This is a genomic window from Ruegeria sp. YS9 (genome assembly GCF_024628725.1).
GTDB classification, from domain to species: Bacteria; Pseudomonadota; Alphaproteobacteria; order Rhodobacterales; family Rhodobacteraceae; genus Ruegeria; species Ruegeria atlantica_C.
The window spans coordinates 16,973-33,638 of sequence record NZ_CP102413.1; the positions used below are offsets into that span (position 1 = coordinate 16,973).

Here is a 16,666-nt window from a genome sequence, read left to right on the forward strand (position 1 = left end):
TGGAGGTCAGCCTTGTGGAAGCCCACAACCATATGGGTTTGCCGGACCATAGCTCACCCCAGCCTCTTCAAAACGGCCATGATAGCCAGACAGCCAAGCGCGATGAAGCTCCGTCCGAGCGATTATCCGGCGCATCCAGCGGGGCAGGTCGCCGCGCTGGTATCCGTACAGATAGATACGTGTAGTGAATTGCACTTATCCGGCGCTCGGATTGCAAACATCCCGGATTCTCGCTCGAATTAATTGCGTCTATCCGGGGTGCCAAACTCACTTTATCTGCGACTGTGATCAGATTATCTGCAACGGGATTGCAATCATCCGCCCCGGATCACATTAGATGCGAACAGGATTCGCAGCGTGTTTTCAAGCGTCTGCCTTCCCGCCAAGCTACTGAGGGGCTGAACGTTGTTTGTCAGATGCGATTTCAAGACAACAATCCTCAATGGTTGTGATCCCGCGATTTCCAGCGCGCACGCGTCTGGAAATGGTACGTTTCCCAGACCTGCCGTTCAGACAAAGCGCAGCGGATTCATCGAACGAGCCCTTTTTCGACATTGCTTTAGTTCGCGGCATTTGAAACCTCGGGTGCGAAGCGGACTTTCGGTCGATGCATGAATACATGTCAGTCCTGCGACCGAAAAGACTGGTGATCCGTCGTGTCTCACTTAAAATGCATTTGACACAGTGAGCTGGGAGGCTTGAACAAAATGACCAACTTGAACCGGAGAACTTTTGTCTGGGCCAGTCTTTTGGGAGCGACGTCACTGACGCCGGCGGGGCGGGCCATCGCGCTAACTGGATCGTTGCAAGACGTGGGAAGCCTCGCAATGGCCGCGCCAAAGGCTACCATCTACACCGCTCGCGAGATCGTCACGCTGGAGCCGACGCAGCCGTCCGCCGAGGCGGTGGCGGTCGTAGGCGGGCGAATCCTCTGGGTCGGGAGCCTCGAGGAGACGACCGCGATCCTCGGCGACCAGCCCCACGACGTCGACACGACCTTCGCCGACCACGTGATCGTTCCGGGCTTCGTGGCCCAGCATGACCACCCGGTGCTCGCCGCGCTGACCATGTCGTCAGAGATCCTGTCGATCGAGGACTGGGTCCTGCCCTCGGGGACTGTGCCGGCCGTGAAGGACAAGCAGGACTTCATTGACCGGCTGACGGCCGCCGTCGCGGCGGCGCCCGGTTCCGACGAGCCGGTCCTGACATGGGGCTATCATCCGGCGTTCTACGGCTCCCTGACCCGAGCCGAGCTCGACGCCATCAGCACAACCCGGCCGATCCTCGTCTGGGGTCGCTCTTGTCATGAGTTCTTCCTGAACACCGCCACACTCGAGCGCGGCGGGCTTACCCGCGAAGCCTACGCGGCCTTCTCCGCGTCAGCGAGGGAGCAGAGCAACTACGAGGATGGCCACTATTGGGAACAGGGTATGTTCGCGATCCTGCCCCACATCGCTACGATGGTGGCAAGCCCCGAGAGGCTTCAGGCCGGTCTTGAACTCAGCAGGGACTACATGCACGCCAAGGGGATTACCTTCGGCAACGAGCCGGGCGGCATTCTTGCCAAACCCGTTCAGGACGGAGTTAACGCCGTCTTCTCGAGCCCCGACATGCCGTTTCGCTGGTCCTTCATGCCGGACGGCAAGAGCATGGTCGGCATGTATGCCGACGACGCGCAGGTCATTGCCGAGACCGAGAAGCTCGCCTCTTGGTATGGCGGCATGACGGGTATGACGTCGAAGCAGGTCAAGCTCTTCGCAGACGGGGCTATCTATTCGCAGCTTATGCAGGTGCGCGATCCCTACCTCGATAGCCACACGGGCGAGTGGATGATGGACCGGGACGTCTTCGAGCGCGCCTTCCGGATTTACTGGGACGCAGGCTACCAGATCCACATCCACGTCAACGGCGATGAGGGTTTGAACCGCGTTCTCGACACCCTCGAGACCAACCTGCGGCGCAACCCGCGCTACGATCACCGGACCGTGCTCGTGCATTTCGCGGTGAGCGGCGCCGATCAGGTCAGCCGCATCAAGGCGCTTGGTGCCATCGTCAGCGGCAATCCCTACTACGTCGCGGCGCTGGCCGATCAATACGGGAAGGTGGGCCTCGGCCCAGAGCGCGCGGACGAGATGGTGCGCCTCGGCGACGTCTCGCGGGCGGGTATCCCGTGGTCGCTCCACTCCGACATGCCTATGGCACCGGCCGATCCTTTGTTCCTTATTTGGTGCGCGGTGAACCGCCTGACGACCTCGGGCCGGATCGCGGGGCCGGACCAACGCGTGACCGTCGAGGAAGCGCTGCGTGGGGTCACCATCGAGGCGGCTTACTCGCTGAAGCTCGAGGACGAGATCGGGACGATCTCTCCCGGCAAGCGGGCAAACTTCACTATCCTCGATGCGAACCCCCTCTCAGTCGACGCGATGGAGATCCGAAACGTCGGCGTCTGGGGCACGGTTATGGAAGGACGGATACTTCCCGCAGGTGGGGCGGAGCGGAAAGCCTCGCTTGATCTGCCGGGGGAAAGCAAGGCGGAACGGGCGTTCATGGAAGCTGCTCTGCACCACGCGTTGACGGTCGCCCATGGCCCGCATTGATCCGAAGTTGAAAGGGAGCAAATATGAATGTTGAAAGCAAAGTACTGGGAATCTTGTTTCTCACAGTCGGTGTGGCCATGACCGGCTGTTCTCCGGAGACGGCCGAGGATGAACAGCCGTCGGCAACAGCTCTTGCTAACCCCGCTGCGAACTACTGCGTCGAAAATGGTGGAACATACGAGATCCGTCGTGCCGCCGACGGCTCGCAGACCGGGGTCTGCATCCTCGAGGACGGCGCCGAGGTCGAAGCCTGGGACTATTTCAGGGAAAAGGCGGGATGAAGTGACGGCGGTCGTTGGGTACCGCATGCATTGATGACCGCTTTGTACCAGAAGCGCCGGCCGGAACGGTCGGTTCGAATGTCTGGAAGGTCCGCGACTTTTCAGTTCATCAGCCGTGCAGAGAACGGCGGTTGCTGCGCTTGCATCCGCTCTGTGTTCCTCAACTGGCATGCCGTTCGCACGTAATGTGATCCGAGGTGGATAATTGCAATCCCGTTGCAAATAATCTGATCACAGTCGCAGATAAAGTGAGTTTGGCACCCCGGATAGCGTCAAATAATTCGAGCGAGAATCCTGGATGTTTGCAATCCAAGCACCGGACAATTGCAATTCGCTACAGATACGATGCAAAACGGCGTTACTCATCATAGCGGGGCACCTTTCTCAATTGGCCCATGCGCCCTGCCTCAATAAGCAAGTCCAGAGCTTTGTTCGTAAACACGGAACTGAACGAACCCTGATAGCCATTAGGGTCGATGTAGAAGGATGTTTCCAAGAACTCGTGGTTATACTCTCTCGCCATGACCCAGAGGCGCATATCTGATGCAAGCCCCGCGCGCTTGCGCTCCATCTGAGGAACTTCAAGTGCGAAACGATCATTGATGGGTTCTTTGCTCGTGATCGGAATCCAGAAAAGATTGGTGCGCCCGTTTTTGTCAACAAACGTGGTTACTAGCGCCGTTGGGCGCGACTTACGGGCGTTTTCCTTTCCGGCTTCGTGTTCGCGATGCCAGAGGTATTCATACTGCCAGACGTCGCCTTTTTGTGGGCGCTTCATTCTTCTGTCTCTCCCTCGATGCCTGCTCGGCTGGCTTCAAGCATTGCCAAATGCTCGGCGGGCATATCTTCCGCCGCGTATGCTCGGCGCTCGTCCTTCTGAAACCTCTGTTCGTATTCATGAATGCTCATCAGGACATACCGTGTTTTCTTGTGTTTGGTGATTGCGATAGGTTCATGATTGGCAGCATCAAGAACGTCGCCAAGTGTCTGCTTTAGGTCCGTAGACGGAAAAGATCGCATGGGCTAACTCCTTTTGTCCAAAATAGACAAAACAGACGTAATAGACAAGTGAAAAGGGCCTTAGCCCTTAAAAAAAAGCCCCGCCGAAGCGGGGCCAGGTACATCCTCACCACAAGGAAAAACATTCGATCATCACGGGACGTTCCCGTGCTTCAGGTGATCCGGCAACCGTGCGGATCGGTCGGGACCAGGTTAAACGGCAGCGTGTCCAACGTGAACCGCCCAACGGAAAAACTGTGCAGAAAATCCAGCAGGTAAACCGGATCAGCCGGGTAGGGGGCACAATCCCACGCACGGCGCAATACGGCCCTCTCGTTCGCGCTCAGAGCATTGATGCGGGCGCGGGCCTTGAGCCACAACTGAGCGCGTCGGTTTCGGTCTCGTAACTCCTGTGCGGCCCACTGGACGGCGCGGTTCGCCATTACCTCATCTTCGGACGGCTGGCTTTCGGCAATCTGATCAGCAAAGAGGGGCAGGGCCTCGCGTTCGCGCTGTTGTTTTCTTCGCAGTGCGGCACGTTTCCGGCTCGTGTCCGTGAACGGATGGCGCTGCCAGCGTTTGAATCTCATGACAGAGCCTCGTCAATCCGGTTCAAGTACACAGCCATAGCGACGGTCAAATCTTTAAGGTCGGCTTGTTCCGCCATATCGCGAACACTCGCCCATTGTGGGGCCTTGCCGGTCCACGATCCTCGCTGTTCTGTGTCACATTGTCCTCTGTCTGGCTTGGCGGTGTTCGCTCCAAGGGCGGTCAGCTCGTCAGTCAGCGGGCGCAGCATGTCGCGGATCGCTGCATCGTCTGCACGATTGGACTGCGCTGATTTCAAGATAAGCTGCAAGGTCTCGATCATCTTTTGCACGCGGCCAAGGTTGGTGTCGTTTTCAAATGCCATGTCATGCACTCCTATGATCGGGCAGGGCGCATACGCGCCCCGCCCTGAGCCTCAAACCATGCCTTCGGGCAACCAAGCTGCGATACGGGCTTCCTGCGCCTCGGTAACACCAAGGGCGCTGCGCACGGCTTTATCGCTGAAAAGCTGCTCCATCTTCTTGGCCTTCTCACCCTTTTTCAAAGCCGCGAACGCTTTTGCGGCGTCGTGATCGGGGGTCAGGTCCAGAAGATCGTTCCACAGGGCCACAAGGTAAGGGCCACCAACACGGTCAAAGAAGTTCTCGGCGGTCGGCGTGAAGGTGTCGCGGGTGTCCTTCTTGGTCAGTTCGTCAATCAGCCCGCCCAGATCGGCATCGCTGATGTTAAGCTGACCGACAAGGCGACGTACCAGCAAATCCATGCTGCGCTTGTGACCACGCTTGCGGAACGCCTTAAAGTCGTCGGCCAGTGTGCCTTTCTTCTCAACCGGATCGGGCAAGGTCAGGCGCTTATCCAGCGCAAAACCTGTCTCGGTTTCCGGCTCGTTCGGCAGATAGGGCAACGTCACATCATAGGCGTGGATGCGCTGCCACCCCTGCGACTGGCTCAACTGAAACGCCAGCAGATCAAGGGCCAAGGTCGGGTCATTAACCAAGGCATTCTGACGCGCTCCTGTAACGATCCGGTCAAGATCGCCGCGCAGCTTATCGGAAATCGGTGATTTCTTCGGCTTCTCCTGTTTGTGGGCAGACTTAGCCAGAATACCAGCGGCCTCGGCGGCTTCGCGATCTTCGCTGCGCACCAAACCTTCCATGATCTGCAATTTGCCACTGTGCCCGACATAAAACAGGATACCAGCGTGGGCCTTCTGTTCATCGGTGAATGCACCGTCCAGCTTCTCCTGCAAGGCTTCAAGCTCGGTCTGACCTTCATCATCCAGAGCATCGCCGTTGTGGAGTTCGGCCAGTTCTTCGTAACGCTCGCCTTCTTCTTCGGTAAACTCACCTTCGACCTTGTAAATCCGGCCCATGTTGCGCTCGTCAATATCGCCAGAATAGAGATAGTCCGTTTCCAGACCCTCGCCCCACGTCCAGCCTTCGGCCTCTGCGTATTCGGTCGCGGCCTTCTGAATTTTGGCGCGGAAAACCTCGTCCAAAATCTCGGGATCATCAAACAGGGTTTCATCCTCGAACAAGTCGCCGCTGATGCGACCGCCTGCGGCTTGGTAGGCTTCGACACCCACAAAGACAGCGCGGCGATCTGAACCCTTGATGTGATCGGGCTTCAATGCCTGCTTGATCTGGTAGTCTGACATGGCATTCCAGCCGGTTGTTCCACCCGCTTTAACTGCCTCCAATACTTCCAAGGTCAGCTTTTCGTCATTGCTGATCGTGAAGGCTTCGGCCTGCGACATGCTGATTTCAGAGGCTTTGAAGGCATCCAGCACAGCACCGTGCAGCCCCGCTAGGGCCAGACGCCGGTAAACCTTCTTCTCGGTCACGCCATAGGCAACGGCAATCTGTGAAGCGGTCAGGCCGGTCTTTTCCAGAGCGCCGTAGTCGCGGATTTCATCGGCAGGGTGCAGATCGCGGCGTTGCGCGTTCTCGCTTGTTGCCCAGATTTTCGCGGTTTCTTCGTCCTCGGCAATCTGAACCTGAACGGTTTGAAAGCGGGGATCGTCTTGCAACAGAGCCAAGGCCCGCAGGCGACGCCCACCAGCCACGACACCAACACCGTCTTTGCCCTCATGGCGATAACCAGCAAGGTTATGAATAAGGCCAGCGACTTTGATGTTCTCGGCCAGTGCGGCAATTTCTTCCTCGGAAACAACCGTGCGGGGGTTCAATGGCGATACATACAGATCGGCAAAAGTAACGGTTTCGGTGACTTGCGGAATAGTGACTTGTTTGGTCATTGGATTAGTCCTTTTCGGTGGTGAGTTTTGACGTGGTGCCGCACCCTTTGCGGATGCGGCGTGGGCCTTAGTCGGTCCCGTGTTGGCTCAGAAAGCGAAGGCCGATTTGTGCGGACAGGCCGCCTTTCTTCACAAGCGCCACGGCCTCACGCTTGCGCTGCTCGATCTGCGCCCTTGTCATGCCGCCACCTGCTGCGCCACATGCGCGTGGAAGGCAGAAACCGTTTCGGAAAACGGGCCTTGCCCGGTGTTCTGAACGGCCAGACAAAAGGCGCGGTCGCCAATCTTGATCCATGCGTCAGATAGAAATTCGGTTGCGGCTTCGGACATAACGAACGCCCCGCCAAGCCAGTGCTTCGGCGGCAATACATTCAGAAAATAGTCCCACATTTGCGGCTCGACCTCGAACCACTGACCCGCCTTGCGCACGTCTGGGGTGTAGCCACGATTTAACAGTTTGAAGGTCTCGGACTCTCCCGAAACGCCTTCACTGATCTTCACAAAATCTGTCATAGATAGTTCCTTTGTGGTGATGCGGTGGGGCTTGGTGCCCTCTTTCCGCCGATGGGCTGCGCCTTCCTCTCTTTTGCTCGGAAAACGCATGTTTTCCGGGGAACAGAGTGGGAGGGCAAAGCCCGACCCACGGGCCTGAACAGGACTGTCAACGGTCGTGGGGCAGGGTTGGTGCGGCCCGCAGGCGCAGCCGAGGACACGGCCCTGCCACACGACGACCGCGCAGCGGGCGCTTGCCGATTGACCGGCCTGGGCAGGTCTGTTGGGCGGACAACAAACAAATGGAAAATGTCAGGGTCGATAGAGCGTAAGCGGAGTCGGCCCTGTCTAATGCTCAACTCGATCCGCGCGCCTCGCGCGGATCTCGACTGCCTGAAAACGGAAAGAATTATCCAGCGCGGCCAGAGCGCCGACCTTGGGAGGCCGACAACGCGCCGTAGCAGGCCCTAAGCGAAGACCCAAATATCGGAGCGGGGGCCTTGTGGTTAATTCTTCCGCTGCCGCGAAAGGGATCGTGACCCGAATGGGCAGATCGCCGTGGCTTGGGCGACCATGTTTCAAAGCCTTTGGCTCGGCTCAGCTGAGACGTGACAAAGGCTATTGAGGCAGGGAGACCAGGCCGCGGTGTTCTGGGAGGGCACCGGCTTTGTCGGTGTTCGACTAGAGCCCGGTCCAGCTGCCCAGGGCAGCAGGATTCGCAAGAACACATCCACTGACCTGACTGCATCGTTGAAAAACCGGCCTCAATATGGAACAAAAATAGAACATCTTTTCACACATTTCGGGGGATTCGCTTATGTCGCAACGAACACAACGCGGAATTATTCAAAAGGATCAAGCGCTTGAAAAGTTGCGCGCTGGTAGGCAAGGCGCGATTCAGGTTCAGACGCAGGCAAAGATTGCCTCGCCGGAATATCGTGCCGCTGGTGCCGTCATGGACGCAATAGACGAGCTGGCCGGTACGCTTACTGGCGACAAAAGCCATTTTCACTTAAAGATGGCGACGGCCCAACAACAGAGCGAGTGAGCGGCGATGTGTGGCAAGGCAGCGTTGAACTATACGTGGCGGCAAATTTATGAGCTGTACCGGCTGACTGCACCCGAACCATCATCTGCACCCAACCTGCAACCTCGATACAACGTCACGCGGTATCAAACGGTGCCCGTAGTTCGTCCGACCGAAGAAGGCCGCGAACTGGTCCCGATGCTCTGGGAATTTATCCCGTTCTGGTGGTCGAAACCGATTAAGGAAAAGAAGTTCAGCACCTTCAACGCCAAGGGCGAGGAAATGCGTGAGAAAAAGACCTACGCCCCGGCATGGAAGCGCGGCCAGCGGTGCATAATACCGGTGTCCGGCTTCTACGAATGGCCTCTGCCAAAGAAGAAAGGTCAGCCGCCGTTCTACATCCAGTCCAAAGAAAGCCCGGTTCTGTCGTTGGCCGGTCTGTGGGGTGAGTGGAAAGACGCAGAGACCGGCGAAATTCGCCTGTCTTGCACGATTATTACCACCACGCCAAACGCGCTTATGGATAGCATACCGCATCATCGTTGCCCGGTCGTGATCGAAGACGCAGACCTGGACACATGGCTTACGGCAGAACAGGAAGCGGCTTATGGTCTCGTCCACTCGCCGCCAGACGACGCCATGACGGCCTATCGGGTCAGCTCCTACGTGAACACGCGCGGCAATGAAGGGCCTGAGTGCATAGCGCCGCTGGCAAACTGATCGGTTGGCATATGAGAAAGTCACACTCGGGCCAGCCTATTCTATCCGTCTTAACGACTTGGCTGCATCGGATGTGGTTGTGACAACCTGCATGGGCTGTGGCAAAAGATGGCATGTCCCGCCGCATCGGCTTTACAGCAAGTATCGGGCGCACACCTGGCTTCGTTACATCGCTGATTTTTTCATCTGCACAGATTGCGGATGCAAGCGGTGCTATTGGGAAATTCAGCGGGCATATCATCCAGAGGATCGAAAGGCCGAAGCGTTTTCAAAGTAAGGGGGGGCTGTCTGCCCCCGCGCCTTTGGCGCTCCCCCGAGGATTTTTTGGAAGATGAAAAGCAGGGGCATGATTTCATTGGAATTTCGCGGCTTGGCCTTATTGCTGCCAAATCAAACGATATTATTGTACCGTGGACGATGTTAGTATATTGTATTTGTGCGGCACAGGAGGGATCCGATGGCCGTGGAAGGTGAAAAGTGAGTGCTTTTCGTCCAAGGGGGCCGGGGCCGCAGGGTCTCGGTCTCCTGTTTTGAAAGGGTGCCAATGAAGGTCGTATTGATTCTAGTGCTGTTCAACCTGCAATCTGGCTCCGAGGTCATCACCGCAGAGTTTGACGACATGGCGGCGTGTTCGAACGCAGCAAAGCGGACGTTCCAGGGCGTCGATAGTGGTGTGGAAACGCGACCACTGGTCCCCCTTGAAGGCACAAGCGTCATTGAAGGCACGATGATCGCCTATGGCGCCGAAGGGCAAGAAATGGGAATGTATAGCTGTAGTCCCTCAAGTACCGGCGCTGAAAATGGCTGACCCACAGATTGTAGAAATCAGGATTGATCCCGACGAGCTGGCGAAGGCGATGCAATTCCTGAACTCGCAGAGCTACTTTTCGGAATATGAAGTGCGGCTTAGCATGTCCGTTTCTGGGCAGTCTGGAAAAATCATCGAAGCGTTGAAAGACAACGGTTGGAATGGGGCACTGATCTCCCACGCGACAGACTGCGAAGACGAGGGATGGATTTACTCTTGCTTCGATCCTGACGCCTTGGGCTTTCGCGAAGTCGATGAGCTGGTGCGCGACGAGGCAGAGTTGCAGCGTAGGCTTCGGACATAAAGCCGCGTAGACGGATTTCACAAATCGAATAAACAGATCGGCCCCGAACCGCTGCAAGCGTTGACGTGATGGGCGGAAGCCGGTCTGCCGGCTATAGCCCAGAGCGAGCGCGGAACTCATAGACCGCGCCGCCGGGAAAGTCCGATGAGGCTGCCAACCAGATTCAACGTGCCGGATTTGTGGCGGGCGGTCATGGCGCGCAGCGCCCCGCCCGGATTGCGTATTGGTGTGGTCGGATGGTTCCGGTTGGCATCAATCAGCAAAACGCAGAGCGAAGCGCCCACATCGCCCATAAGGCTGACGGCCTTGATCCAGGCGTCATGGTTGATGCCAAGCGGATGAATGATCCGGGTCGCCGCGTCGATAATGTGGATCTCGCGAAGGGTAGGGGTATCTTCCTGACAGGCGCGAATGTAGGACTGCATATCGTCGCTTGCGAGCTGGAAAATGCGCTCCGGTGTCAACTGGTTGATGAATTGGGTATTGCGCGCTGCGCTCTCCGCTTCATACTCTTTTTCTAAGCAATCTTCGGGGCCGATAGGCTCCGAACAAATAAATTCCATGTGCGCGGGCTTGCCCGCGCTCCTTTCATCCACGCCAGCGTTACAGATTACAGATGAACTATCTTGGTTGTTCTCTTGTATATAGCACGGGAAGTTTTCTGCCGATTTAGCGGTAGAATCTGGACGTGTTTCAAGGAAATCATCCAAGGTTGTGCACAGGGCTTGCGCCTCAGAAACGTGGCTCTCAAGCGCCTCGATCGGCATGTTGGCGAGGCGAGCGGCCACAGGCCATGCGTCAAATGCCTCGATGATGGTCAGAAGGCGTGGATGGGCCAGCGTGTCGTCTGTTGCGTCTCTCAGGTGTCGTTTAACGTGGCGGACATATGTACTGCGACGGTTGCGCAGCTCTTTCCGGCGTAGCCTCTCGGCCGCCATTTGCTCTTTCAGGTTCAAGAGGTCAGGGACCAGAGCAATCAATCTGGAAAACACAATGCCACAGCCGCCGAATGGCGAACGAGATCCGTTGCCTTTAACGCGCTTCTCGATCAGTCCGGCGACTTCAAGGGCGGTCTCATCGTCATAAAGAGCGCGACGGGTCTTGTTGAGTGCTTCGGCAGTTTGGTCCTGGGGTGCGAAAAACACCGGCTCACGGTCTGGGCTTGTCCAGTCTCCGGGTGCGGTCTGCTTCATCATATAAAGCAATGCATGAAGTCGGCTGCTGCGCAGGCCAATAGCCGGTGCCAGCTCGATTAGAAGTTGCTCAACCGAGAACCGTTGGTGGCCCTGCGGGAGTGTTGGAAAAACTCGGTCTGTCATTGTTCTGTCCTTGCTCGATGGTGAGACAAGACGGCAGCGGGCAAGTCTTCTTCGTTCGCACAAATGCGTTTTTTGTTGCCAGCTCGAAGAGGGGGTGGTAAAACCGAGACCAACAGCTTGAAGATCTACTAAAGAATTGGCGTTCTTTGGTTTCTGAACCCCCCCGTTAGGTTTCCGCCTTGCGGGGGTTTCTACTTTCTGGGGGCTGTTTTCCTCCTTCCGATTCTGTTTTGTCACTTAGACGTTAACACACAAGACCTTGCCTGTCGGCGTGATGGTCCTGCTTAGTGTTGTGTCTGAGGCTAAACCTTGTGGTTTTGAAAGGCTCAGGCTGAGACACACCTTCCTCGTTCGCAAAAACTGCGTTTTTTGCTTGCTTGCGACGATGTGGTGATGATAAAACCGGAGCCAACTTCTGGAGCTTCTTCGGGATTGCAGTCCCTAGGCTTTATCAAAAACCCCCCGTTAGGTTGCAGCCTTGCGGGGGTTTGTTTTTGGGGTGTACTGCTCCTTTGTCTGAATGCCTCAATGATTCTTATGATTAGCAACAGGCATACAATCTTTAGATGCCTGTCGCAATTATAGTATTGTCGCGCGAAGGCGCTACAAGGCTTAGTAGTTGACCTGCTCAAAGCCATAATTGCCTTCATAATCACGCCATTCGACAAAGACAGATCGGTGGCTGATGACAGGGCAATCGCTGCCGTATCCTTCCATGCCGGTGTGGGCTGCGGGCAGCTCTCCGACCGAAGAGTCATGCCAACCGAAATTGCCCTGTCTGCCATAGAGGCCCTTGGTGACGTAGGCACCACGCCTGCATTCGTCGTCACGACCGGCGCGACGTTGCGAGCCATACCGCACGTTGAACACGCGGATCGAACGGACAAAATTGAACTCGCGACCGCTTATGTCGATGTCTGCGGTTTGATTACTGCTTCGATAGTCTTGCACGAGCTGCAACATAAAATCCTCTGGTAAGCGTTTTGCAGACCCGCCGCTCCTGCGAAGAACGGCGGGCTGCGCTTCCAACTGAAAATCCGTGAGTGGGGCAGTCGGAAAGGATTGTTGCGGTGTGTTGTCATCCATCAGGATTTCATAGATGCGGTCTGCGGTCAGAGTTGAAGGATCAACATCGAACGCTGCGCCCATTGGACAACGCCAAATTTGCAGGGGCGGCTCGACCGGCCAAGGTGTGATGCGACGGATAAACTCAGCGCGCGCGCGGGCGCATGGGACTGATGCTGGCCAGCCGCCGGACAGACAGAGCAAGATTGCGCAATCAATCTGATAGGACTGTGCCTGGGCACGTTCAGGGGCCGCTACGAAACTGGCGGAGGCGGCAGCCAATGCCAGTGCGCTTGTGCGGAGAAATTTCAGCATGGGTGTCTCCTTCGCAGAATTTACGTTTTTACAAGTCGTCCCCGACTTTATAATATTGTTTAATGCCCCAAAGAATAACGGTTTTCAATCCCTTTGTGGTTGATCATTCGGGTGTCAGCTACAGGCGTCAGATTGTGCATTCTCGCCGCCTTAAATGTTAATCTATTTAACATAAGATAGATTATGCGTTTTATAACAAAGGCTTACCACGCCAACTTATGCAGAGAAAAGACGGCGTGGTCAAGAAAGCGATATGGGGGTCGACTCCGGCTGGGTGCAGAATAGGGCGTTAAGCCCGGATCGGGGTACTGGCGTCGCGCTCAGGTCTCTTTTTCGCTGAGGTATCGGTAGATGGTAGCCTTAGAGAGGCTGTAGTGGGCCATCAGAGCTTTGATCAGCGTTCCGGCTGCGCGCTTTTCGCGAAGCTCAGCGATTTGTTCTGCTGTAAGGGCGGGCCGTTTGCCAAACTGAACGCCGCGATCTTTAGCCTTTTTGATCCCGTCCATCTGGCGTTCGGCACGGATTTCGGTTTCGAACTGGCCGATGGCCCCAAGCATGTTGAACAGCAGCCTCCCTGTTGCGTCGGATGTGTCGATGTTCTGATCGAGGACGACCAGATCGATGCCTTTTTCGCGCAGGGTCTCGGCGATCTGACACAGGTGTAGCGTTGAGCGCGCCAATCGGTCGATGCGCGTGACGACAAGCTGATCCCCGTCACGGACATAATTCAGGCATTCTTTCAACTGAGGTCGGGCATCGGTCGTTCCGCTTCGTTTTTCTTCGAAGAGCTTGTCACAATCGGCAAGCTTCTCGCGCTGAACATCCAGGGATTGTCCGACGGAGCTGACGCGGGCGTATCCAACTTTGGCCATGAGATTTTGAACCTGGGGGTCTCGAATAAATTAAGAGGTCTTGCGACAATCATATTGAGACATTGAAAAAGACATGGCAAGCGAATGGTCTCGATTTCTACACTTTCAAAGACCCCATCCCATAAAGAAAGAACAATCCGATGGCACACCGAGTAGTCCTGACAGCGCGACAACGCGCGGCGCTTTTTGATCTTCCCACCGATGAAGCTTCGCTGTTGAGGCACTACACCTTGGATGATGAAGACATCGAGCATATCGGCACCCGGCGGCGGCCTGAAAATCAGCTCGGCTTTGCGCTTCAGCTTTGTGCCTTTCGGTATCCAGGTCGCCTGCTGAAAGCAGGAGAAGTCATTCCTGAACCCGTTTGCCGCTTTGTGGCCGCGCAGCTCGGATTAAAACCAGATAATCTCCTGCCATATGCCACGCGAGAAAAGACCCGCCGGGAACATCTGGATGCTCTGCGCAAGATGTACGGGTACAAGATGTTCTCCGGCAAGCGCGCCAAAAAGATGCGGAACTGGCTGGACCGAAATGCCCAAGCCGCGCAATCCAGTCAGGCTCTGGTGCGTGGGTTCGCAGAAGAATGCCGCAGACAGCAGATCATTCTGCCGGGAACTTCGGTCATCGAACGTCATTGTGCTGATGCATTGGTCGCCGCTGAACATAGAATTGAGGCGCGCATAGCCGCTCGCCTCGATGCAAATGCGCGCGCCAAGCTCGAAAAATTGCTGGCCGAAGAGGTGGGTGGTCGGGTCAGTCGGTTTGTCTGGTTACGGCGGTTTGAGGTTGGAAAAAACTCTGCCGACATCAACCGCCAGCTCAACCGATTGGAATTTCTGCAACGGCTCGCGTTGCCACCAGCAATCCTCGACGACATCCCGGCGCACCGGGTCGCGCAATTGCGCCGCCAAGGCGAAAGGTATTTCACGGATGGGCTTCGAGACATCACCAGTGATCGTCGTTTGGCCATCCTTGCCACCTGCATCGTGGAATGGTCGGCTGCCATTGCAGACACTGTGGTCGAGACCCATGACCGGATCGTGGGGTCGATCTGGCGAGAGGCAAAGAGGATTTGCGATGCCCGTGTTACAGAGGCGCAATCGGAGATCGCAGCGACTTTAGCGGGGTTCGAGACGTTGGGCACGACCTTGCTGCTGGCAAAAGGTGATGACACGGCTGTCGCCGGTGCTGTGGATGCGTCCTGTGGTTGGGGCATGCTGGAAAACCTCGTCGCAACGGCAGGAGCGCTCGGCAAGACCGTCAAAGCGGATGCCTTGGCTTACGTCGAGAAGGGGTATCACCGCTTCAAGCTCTATGCCCCGCGAATGCTGGCGGCCTTGGACATTGCCTGCGCCAGCGTGACGGAACCCTTGCTCGCAGCGGCTGATGTGATCCGCGACAAGCAGGATATCCCAAGCCGGTCTGCGCCGTTTCTGAAACCGCAGTCGAAATGGCGAGGCCACCTGCAGAATCCAGAAACCAACCGGGAGCGTCTTTGGGTCGTCGCGGTATTGTTCCATCTGCGCGAAGCCTTCAGATCCGGGGATGTCTGGCTTGCTCATTCCCGCCGCTACAGCGACATGAAACAGGGCCTGGTTCCGGTCGAGGCCGCTCAAACCATGGGGCTGTCGATGCCATTGGAACCGGACGTCTGGATCGCAGATCGAAAACAACGGCTGGAAGACGGGCTGCACAGGCTTGCCATGGCGGTCAAAAATGGAACCCTCCCCGGCGGCGTCATCGAGGATGGCCGCTTGCGCGTCGACCGGCTTGAAGCTGATGTACCTGCGGAGGCCGATAGCCTCATCCTTGATCTTTATCGCCGTCTGCCAGAGGTGAGGATAACGGATATCCTTATGGACGTGGACAATGATACCGGGTTCACCGATGCCTTCACCCATCTGCGCACCGGGGCACCGTGCAAAGACAGGCTCGGATTGTTGAACGTCATTCTCGCTGAGGGTCTAAATCTTGGGCTGAGTAAGATGGCCGGAGCTAGCAGCACGCATAGTTTTACCCAACTGGCGCGACTTTCGAACTGGCATGTGGAAAGCGAGGCTATCAATCGGGCATTGGCCAACGTGATCGAAGCGCAAGCACAGTTGCCAATGGCAAAGTACTGGGGTGCCGGTGAAACTGCTTCCAGTGACGGGCAATTCTTTCCGACCACGCGGCAAGGCGAGGCGATGAATCTGATCAATGCGAAGTACGGTCATGAACCCGGCCTGAAAGCCTATACCCATGTAACAGATCAGTATGGCCCCTTTGCTGCGCAGGTTATCCCTGCCACGGTGAACGAGGCCCCATATATATTGGATGGGTTGCTGATGAACCCGACCGGAAAACGGATCAAAGAACAGTATGCCGATACTGGTGGCTTCACCGATCTTGTGTTCGCCGCCACTTCGCTGCTTGGCTATCTGTTCATCCCGCGCATCAGGGATTTGCCGTCTAAACGGCTGCATGTCTTTGATCGGCGCAGTGTCCCGACTGAGCTGAAGGGCTTGGTGGGTGACAAAATCCGGGAAACCACCATCATCGCCAACTGGCCGGATGTTCTGCGCTGCATTGCGACGATGCTTTCCGGCAGGATGCAACCCAGTCAACTCCTGAAGAAACTGGCGGCGCGGCCGAGACAACACGACCTGGCCATTGCCCTACGCGAAATCGGGCGGGTTGAACGAACACTCTTCATCATCGAATGGGCGCTCGACACGGATATGCAGCGTCGCGCCAACATTGGTCTCAATAAAGGTGAGGCGCACCATGCTTTGAAAAGTGCCCTACGGATTGGTCGGCAGGGAGAAATCAGAGATCGCACAATCGAAGGTCAACACTTCCGCATTGCAGGACTGAACCTGCTCACCGCAATCATCATCTACTGGAATACAAAACAGCTCGGCATAGCGGTCGCGCAGCGGAAAAAGGCCGGGTTGGACACGCCAGCCTATCTTCTTTCACACATCTCGCCCCTTGGATGGGCACATATTATCCTCACCGGTGAATATAGGTGGCGACAGATCGAAGCCATTGCCACTTAGAAGGGCCGGGCGCTCATTCG

16 protein-coding genes are annotated in these 16,666 nt (G+C 56.5%); 7 read left to right on the top strand and 9 right to left on the bottom strand.

Features of this window, described 5'->3' with window-relative positions; genetic code table 11:
• The first annotated feature begins 827 nt into the window (after window positions 1-827).
• Together NOR97_RS20815 and NOR97_RS20820 are read left to right on the top strand one after the other, a co-directional pair.
• Complete coding sequence (locus NOR97_RS20815; RefSeq protein ID WP_257601547.1) at window positions 828-2,597, top strand: amidohydrolase; 1,770 nt, start codon at window positions 828-830, stop codon at window positions 2,595-2,597.
• Between the two features lie 23 nt (window positions 2,598-2,620).
• Window positions 2,621-2,878 carry a DUF333 domain-containing protein gene (locus NOR97_RS20820; protein WP_244614873.1) on the top strand — a complete coding sequence of 86 codons (258 nt, stop codon included), beginning with the start codon at window positions 2,621-2,623 and terminating at the stop codon, window positions 2,876-2,878.
• A gap of 358 nt (window positions 2,879-3,236) precedes the next feature.
• On the opposite strand, the gene NOR97_RS20825 is transcribed toward NOR97_RS20820, so the two are convergent.
• From NOR97_RS20825 to NOR97_RS20850, 6 genes are all read right to left on the bottom strand, one after another.
• Window positions 3,237-3,656, bottom strand: coding sequence for a hypothetical protein (locus NOR97_RS20825; RefSeq protein ID WP_257601548.1), 420 nt, complete (start codon window positions 3,654-3,656; stop codon window positions 3,237-3,239).
• On the bottom strand, window positions 3,653-3,898 hold the full coding sequence (locus NOR97_RS20830) for a type II toxin-antitoxin system Phd/YefM family antitoxin (RefSeq protein ID WP_257601549.1): 246 nt from the start codon (window positions 3,896-3,898) through the stop codon (window positions 3,653-3,655). Before NOR97_RS20830 ends, NOR97_RS20825 begins: the two co-directional genes overlap by 4 nt.
• Window positions 3,899-4,050: 152 nt before the next feature.
• Window positions 4,051-4,467 carry a hypothetical protein gene (locus tag NOR97_RS20835; protein ID WP_257601550.1) on the bottom strand — a complete coding sequence of 139 codons (417 nt, stop codon included), beginning with the start codon at window positions 4,465-4,467 and terminating at the stop codon, window positions 4,051-4,053.
• Window positions 4,464-4,790 (bottom strand): hypothetical protein, encoded by a 327-nt coding sequence (locus NOR97_RS20840; RefSeq protein ID WP_257601551.1) that lies wholly within the window; start codon window positions 4,788-4,790, stop codon window positions 4,464-4,466. Before NOR97_RS20840 ends, NOR97_RS20835 begins: the two co-directional genes overlap by 4 nt.
• Window positions 4,791-4,841: 51 nt before the next feature.
• Window positions 4,842-6,683, bottom strand: coding sequence for a ParB/RepB/Spo0J family partition protein (locus tag NOR97_RS20845; protein WP_257601552.1), 1,842 nt, complete (start codon window positions 6,681-6,683; stop codon window positions 4,842-4,844).
• Window positions 6,684-6,860: 177 nt separating this feature from the next.
• Window positions 6,861-7,196: a DUF1419 domain-containing protein gene (locus NOR97_RS20850; RefSeq protein ID WP_257601553.1), complete on the bottom strand. Its 336-nt coding sequence runs from the start codon at window positions 7,194-7,196 to the stop codon at window positions 6,861-6,863.
• 796 nt (window positions 7,197-7,992) lie between these two features.
• Between NOR97_RS20850 and NOR97_RS20855 the strand changes: the two genes are divergently transcribed.
• From NOR97_RS20855 to NOR97_RS20870, 4 genes are all read left to right on the top strand, one after another.
• Window positions 7,993-8,223, top strand: coding sequence for a hypothetical protein (locus tag NOR97_RS20855; RefSeq protein ID WP_257601555.1), 231 nt, complete (start codon window positions 7,993-7,995; stop codon window positions 8,221-8,223).
• A gap of 6 nt (window positions 8,224-8,229) precedes the next feature.
• Window positions 8,230-8,922: an SOS response-associated peptidase gene (locus NOR97_RS20860; protein WP_257601556.1), complete on the top strand. Its 693-nt coding sequence runs from the start codon at window positions 8,230-8,232 to the stop codon at window positions 8,920-8,922.
• 544 nt (window positions 8,923-9,466) lie between these two features.
• On the top strand, window positions 9,467-9,730 hold the full coding sequence (locus NOR97_RS20865) for a hypothetical protein (RefSeq protein ID WP_257601504.1): 264 nt from the start codon (window positions 9,467-9,469) through the stop codon (window positions 9,728-9,730).
• Window positions 9,723-10,034, top strand: a complete 312-nt coding sequence (locus tag NOR97_RS20870) for a hypothetical protein (RefSeq protein WP_257601505.1) — start codon at window positions 9,723-9,725, stop codon at window positions 10,032-10,034. Before NOR97_RS20865 ends, NOR97_RS20870 begins: the two co-directional genes overlap by 8 nt.
• A gap of 116 nt (window positions 10,035-10,150) precedes the next feature.
• Here the strand turns inward: NOR97_RS20870 and repC are convergent, their stop codons facing one another.
• From repC to NOR97_RS20885, 3 genes are all read right to left on the bottom strand, one after another.
• Window positions 10,151-11,353, bottom strand: a complete 1,203-nt coding sequence (gene repC / locus NOR97_RS20875) for a replication initiation protein RepC (protein ID WP_257601506.1) — start codon at window positions 11,351-11,353, stop codon at window positions 10,151-10,153.
• Between the two features lie 612 nt (window positions 11,354-11,965).
• Window positions 11,966-12,733, bottom strand: a complete 768-nt coding sequence (locus NOR97_RS20880; protein WP_257601507.1) for a hypothetical protein — start codon at window positions 12,731-12,733, stop codon at window positions 11,966-11,968.
• Window positions 12,734-13,053: 320 nt separating this feature from the next.
• Complete coding sequence (locus NOR97_RS20885; RefSeq protein ID WP_257601508.1) at window positions 13,054-13,605, bottom strand: recombinase family protein; 552 nt, start codon at window positions 13,603-13,605, stop codon at window positions 13,054-13,056.
• Between the two features lie 140 nt (window positions 13,606-13,745).
• Here NOR97_RS20885 and NOR97_RS20890 point away from each other — a divergent pair, with 140 nt between their 5' ends.
• Window positions 13,746-16,646, top strand: a complete 2,901-nt coding sequence (locus tag NOR97_RS20890) for a Tn3 family transposase (RefSeq protein WP_257601509.1) — start codon at window positions 13,746-13,748, stop codon at window positions 16,644-16,646.
• Window positions 16,647-16,666 lie beyond the last annotated feature (20 nt).

Bases quoted from the DNA above. Each gene is read 5' to 3' on its own strand.
- NOR97_RS20885 (WP_257601508.1), bottom strand. From the start codon at position 13,605: ATGGCCAAAGTTGGATACGCCCGCGTCAGCTCCGTCGGACAATCCCTG.
- NOR97_RS20880 (WP_257601507.1), bottom strand. From the start codon at position 12,733: ATGCTGAAATTTCTCCGCACAAGCGCACTGGCATTGGCTGCCGCCTCC.
- NOR97_RS20830 (WP_257601549.1), bottom strand. From the start codon at position 3,898: ATGCGATCTTTTCCGTCTACGGACCTAAAGCAGACACTTGGCGACGTT.
- NOR97_RS20820 (WP_244614873.1), top strand. From the start codon at position 2,621: ATGAATGTTGAAAGCAAAGTACTGGGAATCTTGTTTCTCACAGTCGGT.
- NOR97_RS20865 (WP_257601504.1), top strand. From the start codon at position 9,467: ATGAAGGTCGTATTGATTCTAGTGCTGTTCAACCTGCAATCTGGCTCC.
- NOR97_RS20840 (WP_257601551.1), bottom strand. From the start codon at position 4,790: ATGGCATTTGAAAACGACACCAACCTTGGCCGCGTGCAAAAGATGATC.
- NOR97_RS20850 (WP_257601553.1), bottom strand. From the start codon at position 7,196: ATGACAGATTTTGTGAAGATCAGTGAAGGCGTTTCGGGAGAGTCCGAG.
- NOR97_RS20825 (WP_257601548.1), bottom strand. From the start codon at position 3,656: ATGAAGCGCCCACAAAAAGGCGACGTCTGGCAGTATGAATACCTCTGG.
- NOR97_RS20815 (WP_257601547.1), top strand. From the start codon at position 828: ATGGCCGCGCCAAAGGCTACCATCTACACCGCTCGCGAGATCGTCACG.
- repC (WP_257601506.1), bottom strand. From the start codon at position 11,353: ATGACAGACCGAGTTTTTCCAACACTCCCGCAGGGCCACCAACGGTTC.
- NOR97_RS20845 (WP_257601552.1), bottom strand. From the start codon at position 6,683: ATGACCAAACAAGTCACTATTCCGCAAGTCACCGAAACCGTTACTTTT.
- NOR97_RS20870 (WP_257601505.1), top strand. From the start codon at position 9,723: ATGGCTGACCCACAGATTGTAGAAATCAGGATTGATCCCGACGAGCTG.
- NOR97_RS20855 (WP_257601555.1), top strand. From the start codon at position 7,993: ATGTCGCAACGAACACAACGCGGAATTATTCAAAAGGATCAAGCGCTT.
- NOR97_RS20835 (WP_257601550.1), bottom strand. From the start codon at position 4,467: ATGAGATTCAAACGCTGGCAGCGCCATCCGTTCACGGACACGAGCCGG.
- NOR97_RS20860 (WP_257601556.1), top strand. From the start codon at position 8,230: ATGTGTGGCAAGGCAGCGTTGAACTATACGTGGCGGCAAATTTATGAG.
- NOR97_RS20890 (WP_257601509.1), top strand. From the start codon at position 13,746: ATGGCACACCGAGTAGTCCTGACAGCGCGACAACGCGCGGCGCTTTTT.